We start from the raw sequence: 14,535 nt of genomic DNA, 5'->3' as shown, positions 1-14,535 counted from the left end.
CGCCCCGTTCATCTTCCGTTAGGCGTCCTCCGCCTCCAGCCGCGCGACCCGCGCGCCGCCCCGGGCCGCCGTGACGACGCCCAGCGACTTCAGCTTCCGGTGCAGCGCGCTGCGCTCCATGCCGACGAAGGCCGCCGTCCGGGAGATGTTGCCGCCGAAGCGGTTGATCTGCGTCATCAGGTACTGCCGCTCGAACAGCTCCCGCGCGTCGCGCAGCGGCAGCGAGGCGAGGCTGCCGGGCAGCGCCATCTCGCCCCCGTCCGCCGCGCCGTCGCCCGGCCCCGGCAGTTCCGCCGGCTCGATCGGCCCCGTCCCGTCGCCGAGGATCAGCACCCGCTCGATCACGTTGCGCAGCTGGCGCACGTTGCCCGGCCACGTCATCGTCTGCAGCAGGGCCTTGGTCTCGTCCGACAGCTCCCGCTGCGGCAGGCCCTGCGACTTGTTGAGCAGGCCGATGAAGTGGTCCGCCAGCAGCGGGATGTCCTCGCGCCGCTGCTCCAGCGACGGCACCGCGATCGGCACCACGTTGAGCCGGTGATAGAGCTCCTCGCGGAACCGGCCCGCCCGGATCTCCGCCTGAAGGTCGCGCGTGGTGCTGGAGATCACGCGCAGGTCGACGCGCACCTTCTCGTGCCCGCCCACGCGGGTGAAGGCCTGCTCGACCAGCACGCGCAGGATCTTCGACTGCGTGCCGACCGGCATGTCGGCGACTTCGTCGAAGTAGATCACCCCCTCGTGCGCCTGCTCCAGCAGCCCCGGCTCGATGCCCTTCTCGGGGGATTCCTTGCCGAACAGCACGGTCTCCATCCGGTCCGGCTCGATGGAGGCCGAGGAGACGGTCACGAAGGGCCCCTTCGCCCGGTTCGAGTTCGCGTGGATGTAGCGCGCGGCCACCTCCTTGCCCGCCCCGGCGGCGCCGGTCAGCATGACCCGCCCGTTGGAGTTCATCACCTTCTTGAGGTTGCCCGTCAGCGTCCGGAACGCGGGTGCGGCGCCGACCATCTCGGCGGAGACGGCATCCTTGCGGCGCAGCTCGGTGTTCTCGCGGCGCAGCTTGGCCGTCTCCATCGCGCGGCCCACCACGACCATCAGCTGGTCGATGTTGAACGGCTTCTCGACGTAGTCGTAGGCGCCCTGCTTGATCGCGGCGACCGCGATCTCGATGGTGCCGTGCCCGGAGATGATGATGATCGGGATGTCCGGCTGCTCGCGGCGGACGGTCTTGAGGATGTCGATCCCGTCCATTTCCGAGTCCTTGAGCCAGATGTCGAGGATCATCAGCGCGGGCGGATCCTCCCGCACCTGATCCATGCATTCCGTCGAGTTGCCCGCCGTGCGGCAGGTGTAGCCCTCGTCCTCAAGGATGTCGGAGATGAGGGACCGGATGTCGGCCTCGTCGTCCGTGATCAGAATGTCGCCCATGTGACTGCTCTCCCTCGATACTTATCCAGTTGCGAGGGGCAGGCGGATCACCGCCTCGGCCCCCTTGTGCTCGTTCGACCCGACGGGGTCGGCGTCGCGGAGGTCCAGCGTGCCGCCGTGCTCCTCGACGATCTTCTTGACGATGGGCAGGCCGAGCCCGGTGCCCTTGTCGCGCGTGGTGACGTACGGCTCGAACAGCCGCGCGCGGTCGGTCGGCAGGCCGATGCCGGTGTCGGCGATGCGGACGAGGGCGGCCTCGTCCTCCACCTCCATCGTGACGGTGACCCGCCGCTCGAACCCGTCCCCGTGCCGCTCGACGCGGGTCTCGATCGCCTCGCCCGCGTTCTTGATGAGGTTCGTGAACGCCTGCCCCAGCATCGTCTGGTCGAAGAGGCCCTCGACCGGCGCCCGCGGGAGGTCCGCGACGAGCTCCGTCGGCTCCAGCGCGGGCCGCTGCAGGGTGATGACGTCGCGCAGCAGCTGCGCGAGGTCCGTGTCGCGGCGCTCCGGCTCGGGCATGCGGGCGAACTTGGAGAACTCGTCGACGATCCGGCGCAGGTCCTCGGTCTGGCGCACGATCACATCCGCGAGGTCGCCAAGCTTCGCCGCGCTCTCCTCGGGCAGCTCGCGCCCGAAGCGGCGCTTGATGCGCCCGGCCGAGAGCTGGATCGGGGTAAGCGGGTTCTTGATCTCGTGTGCGATGCGCCGCGCCACGTCGCCCCACGCCGCCATGCGCTGCGCGGAGACGAGGTCCGAGACGTCGTCGAACGCCACCACGTAGCCCTCGATCCCGTCGGTCCCCTCGCGGGTGGTGATGCGCACGAGCAGCGTCTCCAGCGCGCCCTCGCGGACGAGGCGGGCCTCCTCCTGCAGGGTGTCGCGGTTCTCGTCGCGCAGGCGGTCGAAGAGGTCGGCGAACTCCGGCACGACCTCGGCCAAGGTGCGCCCGTACTGGCGCGTCGCCTCCGCCCCGAGCAGCGTCTGCGCCGAGCGGTTCATGAAGTCGACGCGGCCCTCTGGGTCGAGGCCCACGACGCCCGCGGTGACGGAGGTCAGCACGGAATCGAAGAGGCGGCGGCGGCGCTCGGTCTGCACGTTCGTCTCGACCAGCGCGTCGCGCTGGCCCTTCAGCTGATGGGTCATCTGGTTGAAGACGCGGCCCAGCGTGGCGATCTCGTCGTCGCCCGCCTCCTCGCGCACCCGGACGTCGAGGTCGCCCTGCCCCACCCGGTGCGCCGCGCTGGCGAGGCGGCCGACGGGCCGCGCCAGCCGCTCCGCGAACCAGACGCCTGCCCACGTCGCGGCGAGAATCAGGATCAGCGCGAAGCCGAGATAGAGAAGGCCGAACTCGAACAGGAGCCGCCCGCGGTTGTCCTCGAGCTGCTGATAGAGGCGCGCCGTCTCTTGGGTCTCGTCGAGCAGGCGGAGGATCTCGCCGTCCACGGTGCGCGTCACGTAGAGGAACCGGTCCGCGTAGGCCGAGAGCCGCATGAGCGCGCGGAACTCGTCGATGGCGTCGTCCTCGATCAGCACCACGTCGCCGGCCCGCGCCTGCGCGATCTGCGCCTCGGTCACGGGCTCGAAGTCGAAGAGGTAGGAGCGGTCGCCCCGCGCCCGGATCGCGCCGGTCCCGTCGATGACGAACGCCTCCGCCAGACCCCGCTGGACGAGGTCCTGGCCCTGCGAGAGCAGTTGCCGCAGGTCGCCGTCGTTGATGAAGAACTGCGCCTGCCGCGCGAGGTTGAGGTAGCCCGCCAGCCCGCGCGCATCCTCCACGAGGTCGTCGCGATGCTCCTGCGCGTAGGCCTGCGCGGCCTCGACCGAGTTGCCGAGGGCGCCGCGCACGCGCTCGGAGAACCAGCCCTCGAGGCCGAAGTTGATGACCACCGTGGAGAACACCGCCACGAGGATGGTGGGCAGCAGCGCGATCCCCGCGAACACCCCCGTCAGCCGCAGGTGGAGGCGCGAGCCCGCCGACTCGGCGCGGCGGGCGAGCACCATGCGGACGAGGCGCGACAGCACCATGGACGCGACGATCAGGATGTAGATCAGGTCGAGGAGCAGCACCGCGCGCAGCGCGTCCGCCGAGCCGCCCGCGCCGCGCAGGCCGAGCACCACGAAGGTGGTGACGACGAGGACCGGCGCCGTGACGATGAGCGCGATGGCCAACGCCGTCTGCGACCGGCGCGAGAGGCGACCGGCGAAGAGACGCGACAGCCGCGCGCCCCAAGGCGAGGTGAGTGCAGGCGCGCGCATGGGCGGCGCTCCGTCCGATGATTCCTGTCCGCAGGGGCTGGTCTTGACCGCCGGGTTGTTCCCGATCCGCAACGCCCCTGTGACGTGCCTACATCAGTCGGCGCCGCCTTGTCACTACGATGTCCAGATCCGTGATCTTCTTGCGCAAGGTATTGCGGTTGATGCCGAGGAGGTCGGCGCATTTCGCCTGGTTCCCGCCGGTCGCGTCGAGCGCGATCTCGATCAGCGGGATCTCCAAGTCCTTGAGAACACGCTGATATAGTCCCGGTGCGGGCAATTGCCCGCCATGCAGGTCGAAGGTCCGGCGCAGGTGGCGGCCCACCGCCTGCCGCAGGCCCTCGCCGCCGATCTCGGCGGAATCCGGCCGGGTGGCAGGGCCAAGCACGGCCTCGACCTCCGGGGCGGAGATCTCCTCGGCGGACGACGTCGCCACGAGGCGGCGGACCGCGTTCTCGAGCTGCCGCACGTTGCCCGGCCACGGATGGGCGCGGATGCGCGACATCGCGTCGTCGGAGAGGCGGCGGACGGGGCCGCCCGCGCGCTCCTCGCGGGCGAGGAAGTGCTGCGCGAGGAGCGGGATGTCGTCGACCCGCTCGCGGAGGGCGGGGACGTCGAGCTGCGCGCCGGCGAGGCGCCAGTAGAGGTCCGAGCGGAAGCCGTCGATCCCGTCGAGGCCGCGCTGCGACGTCGCCATGACGCGCGCATGCCCCTCGTCCACGGCGTCGAGCATCCGGACCACCCGGCCCTGCGTCTCGGCGTCGAGATCGCCCACCTCGTCGAAGAGCAGCGTGCCCCCCTTCGCCTCCGCGAGCACGCGGGCCGGCCCGTCGAAGCCCGCGAGCTCGGCCGCGCCCGCCACCACGAACGGCATGGACCGGCGGTCGCCGAAGTCGTGGAGCGCGCGGGCGATGAGCGACTTGCCCGTCCCGCTCTCGCCCGTGATCATCACCGGCAGGTCCGTGTTCATCACCCGTGCCACAAGGCGGTAGAGAGACTGCATCGCCTGCGTGCGCCCGACCAACGGCAGGTCGTCGCCGGGCAGCGGCTCGGGCGCTTGGGCCGGGGCGGGCGTCCGGCGCCGCTGCTCGAGTCCGCGGCGCACACGCTTCATCAGATCCGGCAGGTCGAAGGGCTTGGGCAGGTAGTCGAACGCCTCGGCCTCGGCGGCTTGGATGGCGGTCATGATCGTGTTCTGCGCCGAGATCACGATGACCGGCATGTCCGGCCGCTTCGACCCGATCTCGGGCAGCGTCTCGAGGCCGTTGCCGTCCGGCATGACGACGTCCGAGATCACGAGGTCGCCCTTCCCCTCGTCCACCCATCGCATGAGCGTCACCAGGGACGCGGTCGCGTGGACCTTGCAGCCCGCGCGCGTCAGCGCCTGCGTCAGCACCGTGCGGATCGTGCGGTCGTCGTCCGCGACGAGGATGGTCCCGTCCATTCAGCCCTCTCCCTTGTCGGTCTCGTCCTTGGCCGCCAGCGGCAGCGAGATGCGGAACACGGTGCGTCCCGGCACCGAATCCACCGCGATCAGCCCGTCGTGCTCGGCCACGATCTTGGCCACGAGCGCGAGGCCCAGCCCCGTCCCGTTCTCGCGGCCCGACACGAAGGGCTCGAACAGGTTGGCCGCGATCTCGGGCGCGATGCCCGGCCCGTCGTCGGCGATCTCCACCTGCACGGGCGCGGCGGCACGGGCCCCGTCGGCCCGGCGCACGCGAAGGGTGCCGTCGTAGAACGTCCGGATCGTGATCCGCCCGTCCTGCGCCCCCACCTGCGCCGCGTTCTTCAGCAGGTTCAGCACGACCTGTGCCAGCTGGTCCGGATCGATCCAGACCGGGGGCAGCGACGGATCGTAAGCCTCGCGGAGTGTCATGTGAGAGGCGAACCCGACCATCGCGGACCGCCGCGCGCGGTCGAGCACGTCGTGCACGTTGACGGCGCGGCGCTGGGGCGGGCGGAGGTTGCCGAACTGCTCGACCTGCTCCAGCAGCTTCACGATCCGCCGCGACTCGACGACGATCAGGTCCGTCAGCTCGCGGTCCTCCTCCGACAGGTTCATGTCGAGGAGCTGCGCCGCGCCCGTGATCCCGGCGAGCGGGTTCTTGATCTCGTGGGCCAGCATCTCGGCCATCCCGATGGCGGAGCGCGCGGCGGAGCGGGACGAGCGGGCGCGGTCGAGGCGGCCCGCGATCTCGCGCGGCGACAGCAGCAGGAGGACGTCCTCGCCATTCAGCGCGAGGTGCACCTCGCAGCGTATGGCCGGCGCGGGGCCCACCCGCAGGTCGGTGTCGTGCAGCGTCAGCGGCGCGCCTTGGCGGCGGACGCGGGCCGTGGCGACGTCGAGGCCGCCCTCGATCTGGACGAGGGACGGAAGATGCAGGCCCGAGAGCGCCCTGCCGGAGCGGTTGAGGAACCCCTCGGCCGCGGCATTGAGGTCGGCGACCTCGTCCCGTGCGTCGAGCACGATCACCGGCACCGGGAGGGCCTGCCAGTGCGGGTCGCTCATGCCGCCTCCGCCACGTTCAGGGCATCGGGAAGCAGGCGGGCCACGGCGTCCGGCGGCGCGGTGAGGACCTCGCGGCGCAGGGCGGGCGGCGTGCCGGCCCGGTCCATCGCCCAGCCGAGGTGCTTGCGGGCGACGCGCCCGCCGAGCGCGGGGCCGTAGAACGCCAGCATGGCGGCGTGGTGGCCCGCGACCATCGCGGCCCAAGCGCCGCCTGCCGGGATGCGCGGGGCCGGGCCGTGCCCGAGGGCATGCGCCACCGCCGCGGGCAGCCACGGCCGCCCTTGGGCGCCCCGTCCCACCATCACCCCGGCCGCTCCCGAGGCCGCGAGGGCCGCACGCGCGCTCGTGGCGTCCACGACGTCGCCATTGACGAGCACGGGGACGGAAACCGCCTCCGCGATGGCGCGCACGGCGGACCAGTCGGCGGCCCCCTTGTAGAACTGGCACCGCGTGCGCGCGTGGATCGTGAGCATCCGGATCCCCGCCGCCTCGGCGCGGACCGCCAAGGCGGCGGTGTCGCGGCTGTCGTCGTCCCATCCGAGGCGGGTCTTCAGCGTGACGGGGACGTCCACCGCCCCCACCACCGCCTCGATCAGCCGCAGCGCGTGGTCGTGGTCCCGCAGGAGGGCGGAGCCGGACAGGCCGCCCGTCACCTTCTTCGCCGGGCAGCCCATGTTGATGTCGATCAGAGGCGCGCCGCGATCGACGAGGATGCGCGCCGCCTCGGCCATCCATCGCGCCTCGCGCCCGGCGATCTGCACGGAGGTCAGGCCCTTGCCGATGCCGAGTTCGGCGCGGTCGCGGACGGAGGGCTTCGCCTCGACCATCTCCTGGCTCGCCACCATCTCGGAGACGACGAGGCCCGCGCCGAACGATTGCACGAGGTCGCGGGTCGGGCGGTCGGTGATCCCCGCCATGGGGGCCAGCGCCACCGGGGTGGTCATCCCGAGGGCGGCGAGGCCCGGATGCAGCGCGCGAGTCATGGACGTCCTCCTAGGGCGGGGGGCGGGGCATGGCCCGCCTGCGGAGCGGGCAGCTATCCCAATCGGGAGGCGTCTGCACATATTTTGTGCAATCAATGCGACCCCTGCCCGTCCTGTTGCCACCGGAGGCGTCTGGCCCTACCCCCCGGACAACCTGAGGGAGTGTTGGATGGACGTCGCCGTCCTGATCGTCGCCGCCGGACGCGGAACGCGGGCGGGCGGCGCGCCGAAGCAGTGGCGCGCGGTGGCGGGCCGCCCCGTCCTGTCCCATGCGCTCGCGGCCTTCGACGGGATAGCCTCCGAGGTCGTGGTCGCCATCCACCCCGACGACCGCGCGCTCGCCCGGGCGGCGGCACCCGGAGCAGTCCTGGTCGAGGGCGGGGCGAGCCGCGACGCCAGCGTCGCCGCCGGCCTCGCCGCCGTGACCGCCCCGCGCGTGCTGATCCACGACGCGGCGCGCGCCACCGTGCCCCGCGCCGTCATCGAGCGCGTGGTCGCCGCGCTCGACCACGGTCCCGCCGCCGCGCCCGCCCTGAAGATTACGGACGCGCTCTGGCGGGGGGACGACATAGTCGAGGGGACGCAGGCGCGGGAGGGCCTCTGGCGGGCGCAAACGCCTCAAGGGTTCCACACGGACGCGATCCGGGCGGCGCACGCGGCCCACCCCGGCGGGGCGGCGGACGACGTGGAGGTGGCCCGCGCCGCGGGGTTGACCGTCCGCATCGTCGAGGGCGACGAGCGCAACATCAAGATCACCACGGCCGGGGACTTCGCCCGGGCCGAGGCGCTGCTGGGAGGGTCCGGGATGGACGTTAGGGTGGGCAACGGGTTCGACGTGCACCGCTTCGGGCCGGGGGACCATGCGATGCTCTGCGGCGTGGCGGTCCCGCACGACCGCGGGCTGCAGGGCCATTCCGACGCCGACGTCGGGCTGCACGTCTTGGCGGACGCGCTCTACGGCGCGATGGCCGAGGGCGACATCGGGCGGCACTTCCCGCCCTCCGACCCGCGATGGAAGGGCGAGCCGTCGGAGACGTTCCTACGCCATGCCGCCGACCTCGCGCGGGCGAAGGGCTGGCGGATCGGCAACCTCGACGTCACGCTGATCTGCGAGCGCCCGAAGGTCGGCCCCCACGCGGAGGCGATGCGCGCAGAGGTCGCGCGCATCGCCGACGTGGACGTCGCGCGGGTCAGCGTGAAGGCGACCACCACCGAACGCCTCGGCTTCGCGGGGCGCGAGGAGGGGATCGCGGCGCAGGCCACGGCCACGGTGCTGCGATGATCGCCCGCGCGGTCGCCACCGTGGGCTACGTCGGCCTGCTCCGGCCCGCGCCGGGCACGTGGGGCTCCTTGGCGGCCCTGCCCCTTGGCTGGGTGGCGATGCAGGCCGGGCCGGTCACGTTCGCCCTCCTGATCGCCGTCGCGTTCGGCCTCGGCCTCTGGGCCACGGGCGCCGCGACGGACGCGGCGAACCCCGACCCCGGCGAGGTGGTGATCGACGAGCTCGTCGGCCAGTGGATCGCGCTCCTCCCCCTCGCCTACGGCGCGGCGCGCGCGGGCGTGCCGGTCCACGCCCTGTGGCCCGGCTGGATCGCGGCCTTTCTGCTCTTCCGCCTGTTCGACATCTGGAAGCCCGGCCCCGTCGGCTGGGCCGACCGGCGGCACGGGCCGCTGGGCGTAATGCTGGACGACGTCGCCGCGGGCGTGCTGGCCGCACTGGGGGTGCTCGCGCTCGCGGCGCTCGCGCACGGGGTGGTGCGATGAGCGCGCTGCACGACGTCGCGCGGTCGAAGGGGCTGGTCCTCGCCACCGCCGAATCCTGCACCGGCGGGATGCTGGCCGCCGCGCTGACGGACCCCGCGGGCGCCTCCGACGTGTTCGGCTGGGGGGTCGTGACCTACTCCGACGACGCGAAGGTGGCCCTGCTCGGCGTCACCCGCGCGAGCCTGCGCGACCACGGCGCCGTGTCCGAGGAGGTGGCCGCCGAGATGGCGACCGGGGCGCGCTCCCGGTCGGGCGCGCACATCGCCGCGTCGATCACGGGGATTGCCGGGCCGGGCGGGTCGGAGTTCAAGCCCGAGGGACGCGTGTGCTTCGGCGTGGCCGACGCGCGGGGGGTCCAGGTGCAGACGGTGGAGTTCGGAGCCTTGGGCCGCGACGCGGTGCGGCGTGCCGCGCGGGACCACGCGCTCGGGCTGCTCGCTCAGGCCGCGGAGAGCGCGCCCGCGTAGCCGCGCAGGTCGCCTTGGTCCACGATCGCGGCGAGGGCGTCCGCCCGCTCGCCGATCAGCGCGCGCGCCTTGGCGCGGACGCGGTCCGCGCGAGCCTCCAGCGGCTGCGGGTCGGACAGGTCGAACGCGGTCGCGCGCCCGTCGATGGAGATCCGGGCGGCGGTGTCGGCAAGCGCGTCGTCCGTCCGGACCGTGACGCGCCGACGGGCCGCGACGAGGGCGGGGTCGGTCGCCAAGGCGTCGGAGAAGGTGTCCAGCGCCGCCGTGTCATGGCCCGCGGCCCGCAGGGCGAGCGCGTGGCGGAACGAGAACTTCGCCGCCAGCCCCGTGGCTGGGTCCGGCTGCGCGCAGACCTTGAGCCAGCGCGGGTGCGTGGTGACCGTGATGGGTGCGGCGGGGTCGGCCCCGTCCGCGAGGGCCAGCGCGAGCGCCTCCAGCGGCGCGTGGAGGCCGTGGCAGCAGGCGTGGAGCTTGTGGGCGACGGCGTGGAAGCGGGCCTCCCCGGGGATGGGGGCGCCCTCGCCCGCGTGGGTCGGGCCGAAGCCCTGCGGCCCGTCGAGCGCGTCGTCGGCAGAGGTCGCGCCGAGGGCGGCGAGGCGGGCGCACTCGACCCCGCTTTGGGCGGCGATGCCCGCGTTGAGGGGCTTTCCCATCGTGCCGAACTGCGCCTTCGATCCCGCCGCGCGGCTGGCCGTCAGGCCGAGCGCGTGCCGCGTGGCGGCCTCGTCCAGCCCGGCGGCATGGCAGGCCGCGATGCAGGCTCCGAACGCCCCGGACGTTGCGGTCTGGTGGAACCCCGCCTGATAGTGGGCGCGCCCAAGCCAGACGCCCATCCGCACCGCCGCCTCCGCCCCGGCGAAGCAGGCCCGCTCGAACGTCGTCCACCCGGCCCCCTGCGCCTGCGCGGCGGCGAGGGCCGCCGGGACGACGACGGTCGACACGTGGCCGATGTGGTCGAAATGCGTGTCGTCGTAGTCGAGCGCATGGCCGGTGGTCGCGTTGGCGAGGGCGGCCTGCGCGGGGATCGCGTCCGGTCCGCCGACCACCGCGCAGAGGCCGGGCGCGTCCGCCGCCGCCTGGGCCGCCCGCGCGACCGGCTCCCCTGCCCCTGCGATGGCGCAGGCCGCCCAGTCGAGGAGCGAGAGGCGGAGGACGGCCCGGTCACGGTCGCCGTAGGCAAGCGCCCGGCAGGCGAGCAGCGCGTCGGCGATGCGCGTCACGCGGCGGAGGACCCGTAGAGCTTGCGGGCGCGGGTCTCGAAGGCGCCGATGGTCCGGCGCATCGCCTCGTCGAACACCGCGCCGATGACGCGGCGCAGGATCGGGTTGCGGAACTCGAAGTCGATCCAGAACCGCACCTCGCAGCCCTCGGCGTGGTCCTTGAACGACCATTCGGACTTCAGGTGGCGGAACGGGCCGTCGATGTACTCGGTCTCGATGCGCCGCTGTCCCGGGTAGAGTGAGACGCGGCTGCCGAAGGATTCGCGGAAGCCCTTGAAGCCCACGATGAGGTCCGCCTCCATCACCTCGTGATCGCCCATGTCCTTGCGGGACCGGATGCGCGCGGCGGCCGTCCACGGCAGGAACTCGGGGTAGCGGGCGACGTCCGCGACCAGATCGTACATCTGCGCGGGCGTGTAGGGCAGGACGCGGGTCTCGTCGATGCGGGGCATGGGCTCTCCCTTGCTTCGCGGGGGTGTGGCGTGGCAACGCGCGGGGCGCAAGATCGGTCCGCCGGTCGCACATGGGGGGCCGGATGCCGCAGGACTACACCATCGAGCAGATGATCAGCGCCAAGCGCATCTCCGCGCGGATCGAGGAGCTCGCGCGCGAGATCGAGGCCACCTACGCGGGGACGGACAAGCTCGTGGTCGTCGGGCTGCTGCGCGGCTCCTTCGTGTTCATCGCCGACCTCGTGCGGGAGCTGGACCTGCCGGTGGAGGTCGATTTCCTCGAGGCGTCCTCCTACGGCGACGCCATGGAGAGCAGCCGCGAGGTGCGCATCCTCAAGGACCTGCGGGGCGAGATCGGCGGGCGCGACGTCCTCGTCGTCGAGGACATCGTCGACACGGGCCACACGCTGCACCACGTCACGAACCTGCTGCGGTCGCGGTCGCCCGCGCGGCTCGAGACGATCGCGCTGCTCGACAAGCCGACGCGGCGCGAGGTCGACGTCAGGGCGACGTGGACCGGGTTCGAGATCCCGGACGCCTTCGTGGTGGGCTACGGGATCGACTACGCGCAGCGGAACCGGAACCTGCCCTTTATCGGCGCGGTGCAGATCACCGGGGGCTAGGCCCCCGCGCTAGTGCCCTGGCCCTTGCATCTGGAGCCGGGCGTGGCGGAGCGCGCGCAGATCATCCTCGGCGATCTTCACCTTGGCGTCGGGTCCGTCCTCCTTCGGGAGCGCGCCCAGCTGCTTGAAGAACGAGGTCAGCAGCGCGGCCGTGATCGCGATGCCGCAGACCGCCTTCAGGACCTTCGGCACCGCGGCGAGGAGGACGCCGTGATACGCGTTCGGGGTGTAGGCCTCGATCACGGCGGTCGCCGTCGGCAGCAGCATGTAGGCGGCCACCACGATGACCGCCGCCTTGAGGAAGCCGCCGAGGACGCGGTGCGGCCGGGAGATGTAGCGCGGCAGCACGAAGGGGACCGCGAGCGCGACGCCCATCGCCACGTAGAGCCACATCTGGTGCTCCACCGCGACGAGGTCGATCTGCAGGTAGTCGACCACGGCCGCATCGCTCTGGAGCACCTGCCACTGGAGGTATGCGGCGCCGAACGCGGCCAGCCCGAGCGCGCGCATCACGAGCCAGTCGGCCGCCGCGTAGGCGCCCATCATCGGGCCGATCGCGGGGATGGACAGGTCGCGGGCGTGGGCCTTCTTGCGGACCCGGCGCGGCGCCTCGGCCTCCGCGCGGACCATCTCCTCGCCCGTCGGGCCGTCGTACTTCCGGCGGAGCACCTCGGGCGCCTCGAGGATGACGAAGGCGGCGCTCGGCATCAGGGCGACGGTGCCGATGCCGAACACCGCGAGGCCGAGCAGCAGGCCGGGACCGGACACGAGCGCCTGCATGGCCCCGGCGATCGCCGCGCCGGGCGCGCCGCCGGCGACGATCTCGGCGGCCACCGCCTCGGCGACGGGCGCGAGCGCGAAGGTCGCGGCCATGGTCGCCGGGAAGGTGGCCCACCACTGCAGCCCGAACCAGTGATACCAGCGCGACGGGGCCGACACGAAGCGCGGCATCGTGCGCCCGACGAGGAGCGTCAGCGACAGCGCCGCGAGCACGCGGAGCGCGATCCCGATGCTCCCCTCCTGGGCGAACGGGCCGAGGAAGAGCGCGCCGATCGCGATCGCCTGCCCGGCCCCGACGAGGGCCAGGACGACGAGGTGGAAGCGCAGCGCGAGCGTGCGGGGCGCCGGCGGCGTGACCCGCGCTTCGCCGATGGCCGCGAGGGCGAGGATCGCCGTCGCCGACAGCGCGACCGTCCCCGCGAGACGGAAGGCCTCGAACGTCTCGGTCCCGGACAGGTCGGCGACGCCCGCCGACGCGGCCCCGATCCCGAGCGCGGCCGCCGGGACCATCGACGCCACGAGGACGAGCGCCATCGCCGCGATCCATCCGAGGGCGTTGCGCGGGCGAGCGACGAACCGCGGCGTGAGCGGCGGCAGCGCGAGGATCGCCCCCGGCAGGAGGGCGAGGCCGAAGCCCATGATCAGGGCGAGGTGCCCGGCGGGATCGCTCCACGCGCCCGCGACGTCGAGCACGTGGCGCATCATCGCCGCCATCGGCCCCGACAGGCCGAGGCCCGCCGCCACGAGCGCGAGGCGGTGCAGCGTCGTCCACGGACCGGTCCGGGGATCGGTCGCGGGATCGGGCGCCACGAGGGGCGCGTCGGCGACGGCATCGCTGCGGCGGGCTTTGACGGACATGGCGGACTCCCGGTTACGGGAGCCCGGCTAGAGCCCGATTGCGGCTGCGTTCGGGCGCGCGCGGGGTGCGCGCGCGGCCCTTACCGGTACCGCAGCGAGCGCCCGTCCTTGAAGATGTGGACCTTGGCCGGGTCCGCGGTGATCCGCACGGCGTTCCCCCGCAGGCCGGTGTGGACGCCCGGCAGCTTGGCGATCACGAGGTCGTCCTGCTCCGACGCCCGCGCGAAGTAGAGCAGCGTGACCTCCCCGAGGTTCTCCGACACGTCGATCCTGCCCTCGTAGGCGAAGTCCGCGCCGTCCGTGCGGATCGCGTCCTCGGGGCGGATGCCGACGTTGACGCGGGCGCCCATGTCCTCCGGCGTCGACGGGACCGAGGAGGTGATCGTGCCGCCGCCCGCATCGACCTTCACGGTCGTGGTCTCGCCGGTCCCGACGATCTCGCCGGGCAGGAGGTTCATCGCGGGCGAGCCGATGAAGCGCGCGACGAACTCGCTGTTGGGCGTCTCGTAGAGTTCCAGGGGCGCGCCCACCTGCGCGATGGAGTACTTGTGACCGTTGTCCTTGAGCGCGTCGAGCACAACGATCCGGGAGGCGAGGGTCATCGCCTCCACCTGGTCGTGGGTGACGTAGATCATGGTCGAGTCGGGCATCTGCTCCTTGAGCTGCGCGATCTCGATCCGGGTGCGGACTCGCAGCGCCGCGTCGAGGTTCGAGAGCGGCTCGTCGAAGAGGTAGACCTTCGGATCGCGCACGATGGCGCGCCCGATGGCGACGCGCTGGCGCTGGCCGCCCGACAGCGCCTTGGGCAGGCGGTCGAGGTACTCGGTCAGGTCCAGCTTCTGCGCGGCCGCGTTGACGGCGGCGTCGACCTCCGCCTTGGGCATCTTCGCGAGGTTCAGGGCGAAGGCCATGTTCTCGCGGACCGTCATGTGCGGGTAGAGCGCGTAGGACTGGAACACCATCGCGATGCCCCGCTCCGAGGGCGGGATGTCGTTGACCACCTGCCCGTCGATCTCGAGCGTGCCGCCCGAGATCCGCTCGAGCCCCGCGATCATGCGCAGCAGCGTGGACTTGCCGCAGCCGGACGGGCCGACGAACACGATCAGCTCGCCCGTGGTGATGTCGAGGTCGATGTCCTTCAGGACCTCCACCTCGCCCCCGTAGACCTTCGAGACGTCGGTCAGCTTCAGGTTCGCCATGTCCC

General features: G+C 72.7%; 13 protein-coding genes. 4 read left to right on the top strand and 9 right to left on the bottom strand.

The genetic code is table 11. The features are described 5' to 3' along the window. Positions 1–18 precede the first annotated feature (18 nt). From JQC91_RS09310 to dusB, 5 genes are all read right to left on the bottom strand, one after another. The gene (locus tag JQC91_RS09310; RefSeq protein WP_203286565.1) at positions 19–1,422 is read right to left on the bottom strand and encodes a sigma-54 dependent transcriptional regulator; all 1,404 of its coding nucleotides are present in this window, start codon (positions 1,420–1,422) and stop codon (positions 19–21) included. A 21-nt stretch (positions 1,423–1,443) separates the two neighbouring features. Next, positions 1,444–3,678 carry a PAS domain-containing sensor histidine kinase gene (locus JQC91_RS09305; protein ID WP_203286564.1) on the bottom strand — a complete coding sequence of 745 codons (2,235 nt, stop codon included), beginning with the start codon at positions 3,676–3,678 and terminating at the stop codon, positions 1,444–1,446. 88 nt (positions 3,679–3,766) lie between these two features. Beyond that, positions 3,767–5,119: a response regulator gene (locus JQC91_RS09300; protein ID WP_203286563.1), complete on the bottom strand. Its 1,353-nt coding sequence runs from the start codon at positions 5,117–5,119 to the stop codon at positions 3,767–3,769. Next, positions 5,120–6,184, bottom strand: coding sequence for an ATP-binding protein (locus JQC91_RS09295; RefSeq protein ID WP_203286562.1), 1,065 nt, complete (start codon positions 6,182–6,184; stop codon positions 5,120–5,122). Then, positions 6,181–7,167, bottom strand: coding sequence for a tRNA dihydrouridine synthase DusB (gene dusB / locus JQC91_RS09290; RefSeq protein WP_203286561.1), 987 nt, complete (start codon positions 7,165–7,167; stop codon positions 6,181–6,183). Before dusB ends, JQC91_RS09295 begins: the two co-directional genes overlap by 4 nt. A 169-nt stretch (positions 7,168–7,336) precedes the next feature. Here dusB and JQC91_RS09285 point away from each other — a divergent pair, with 169 nt between their 5' ends. Genes JQC91_RS09285 through JQC91_RS09275 form a run of 3 tightly spaced genes read left to right on the top strand, consistent with a single transcriptional unit; the run spans position 7,337 to position 9,398 of the window. Next, positions 7,337–8,449 (top strand): bifunctional 2-C-methyl-D-erythritol 4-phosphate cytidylyltransferase/2-C-methyl-D-erythritol 2,4-cyclodiphosphate synthase, encoded by a 1,113-nt coding sequence (locus tag JQC91_RS09285; protein WP_203286560.1) that lies wholly within the window; start codon positions 7,337–7,339, stop codon positions 8,447–8,449. Continuing rightward, entirely contained in the window at positions 8,449–8,931 is a 483-nt protein-coding gene (locus tag JQC91_RS09280) for a phosphatidylglycerophosphatase A (RefSeq protein WP_203287490.1), read from the top strand. The genes JQC91_RS09285 and JQC91_RS09280 overlap by 1 nt, the downstream gene beginning before the upstream one ends. Next, positions 8,928–9,398: a CinA family protein gene (locus JQC91_RS09275; RefSeq protein ID WP_203286559.1), complete on the top strand. Its 471-nt coding sequence runs from the start codon at positions 8,928–8,930 to the stop codon at positions 9,396–9,398. Before JQC91_RS09280 ends, JQC91_RS09275 begins: the two co-directional genes overlap by 4 nt. Here the strand turns inward: JQC91_RS09275 and JQC91_RS09270 are convergent. Further along, complete coding sequence (locus JQC91_RS09270; RefSeq protein ID WP_203286558.1) at positions 9,371–10,618, bottom strand: MmgE/PrpD family protein; 1,248 nt, start codon at positions 10,616–10,618, stop codon at positions 9,371–9,373. The two genes, JQC91_RS09275 and JQC91_RS09270, sit on opposite strands and share 28 nt — an antisense overlap. Then, positions 10,615–11,070: a type II toxin-antitoxin system RatA family toxin gene (locus tag JQC91_RS09265; protein WP_203286557.1), complete on the bottom strand. Its 456-nt coding sequence runs from the start codon at positions 11,068–11,070 to the stop codon at positions 10,615–10,617. The genes JQC91_RS09270 and JQC91_RS09265 overlap by 4 nt, the downstream gene beginning before the upstream one ends. An 83-nt stretch (positions 11,071–11,153) precedes the next feature. On the opposite strand from JQC91_RS09265, the gene hpt reads away from it, so the two are divergent. Then, positions 11,154–11,693, top strand: a complete 540-nt coding sequence (gene hpt, locus JQC91_RS09260; RefSeq protein ID WP_203286556.1) for a hypoxanthine phosphoribosyltransferase — start codon at positions 11,154–11,156, stop codon at positions 11,691–11,693. Positions 11,694–11,702: 9 nt separating this feature from the next. Here hpt and JQC91_RS09255 read toward each other — a convergent pair whose 3' ends face one another. Continuing rightward, positions 11,703–13,331: a hypothetical protein gene (locus tag JQC91_RS09255; RefSeq protein ID WP_203286555.1), complete on the bottom strand. Its 1,629-nt coding sequence runs from the start codon at positions 13,329–13,331 to the stop codon at positions 11,703–11,705. 80 nt (positions 13,332–13,411) lie between these two features. Continuing rightward, positions 13,412–14,530, bottom strand: coding sequence for a sn-glycerol-3-phosphate ABC transporter ATP-binding protein UgpC (ugpC, locus tag JQC91_RS09250; RefSeq protein ID WP_203286554.1), 1,119 nt, complete (start codon positions 14,528–14,530; stop codon positions 13,412–13,414). Between the last annotated feature and the right edge of the window lie 5 nt (positions 14,531–14,535).

The sequence above is a fragment of the Jannaschia sp. Os4 genome, from assembly GCF_016820245.1.
Classification (GTDB): domain Bacteria; phylum Pseudomonadota; class Alphaproteobacteria; order Rhodobacterales; family Rhodobacteraceae; genus Jannaschia.
Note: the sequence above shows the minus strand (reverse complement) of the source record. Positions and strands in the feature narration are given on the sequence as shown.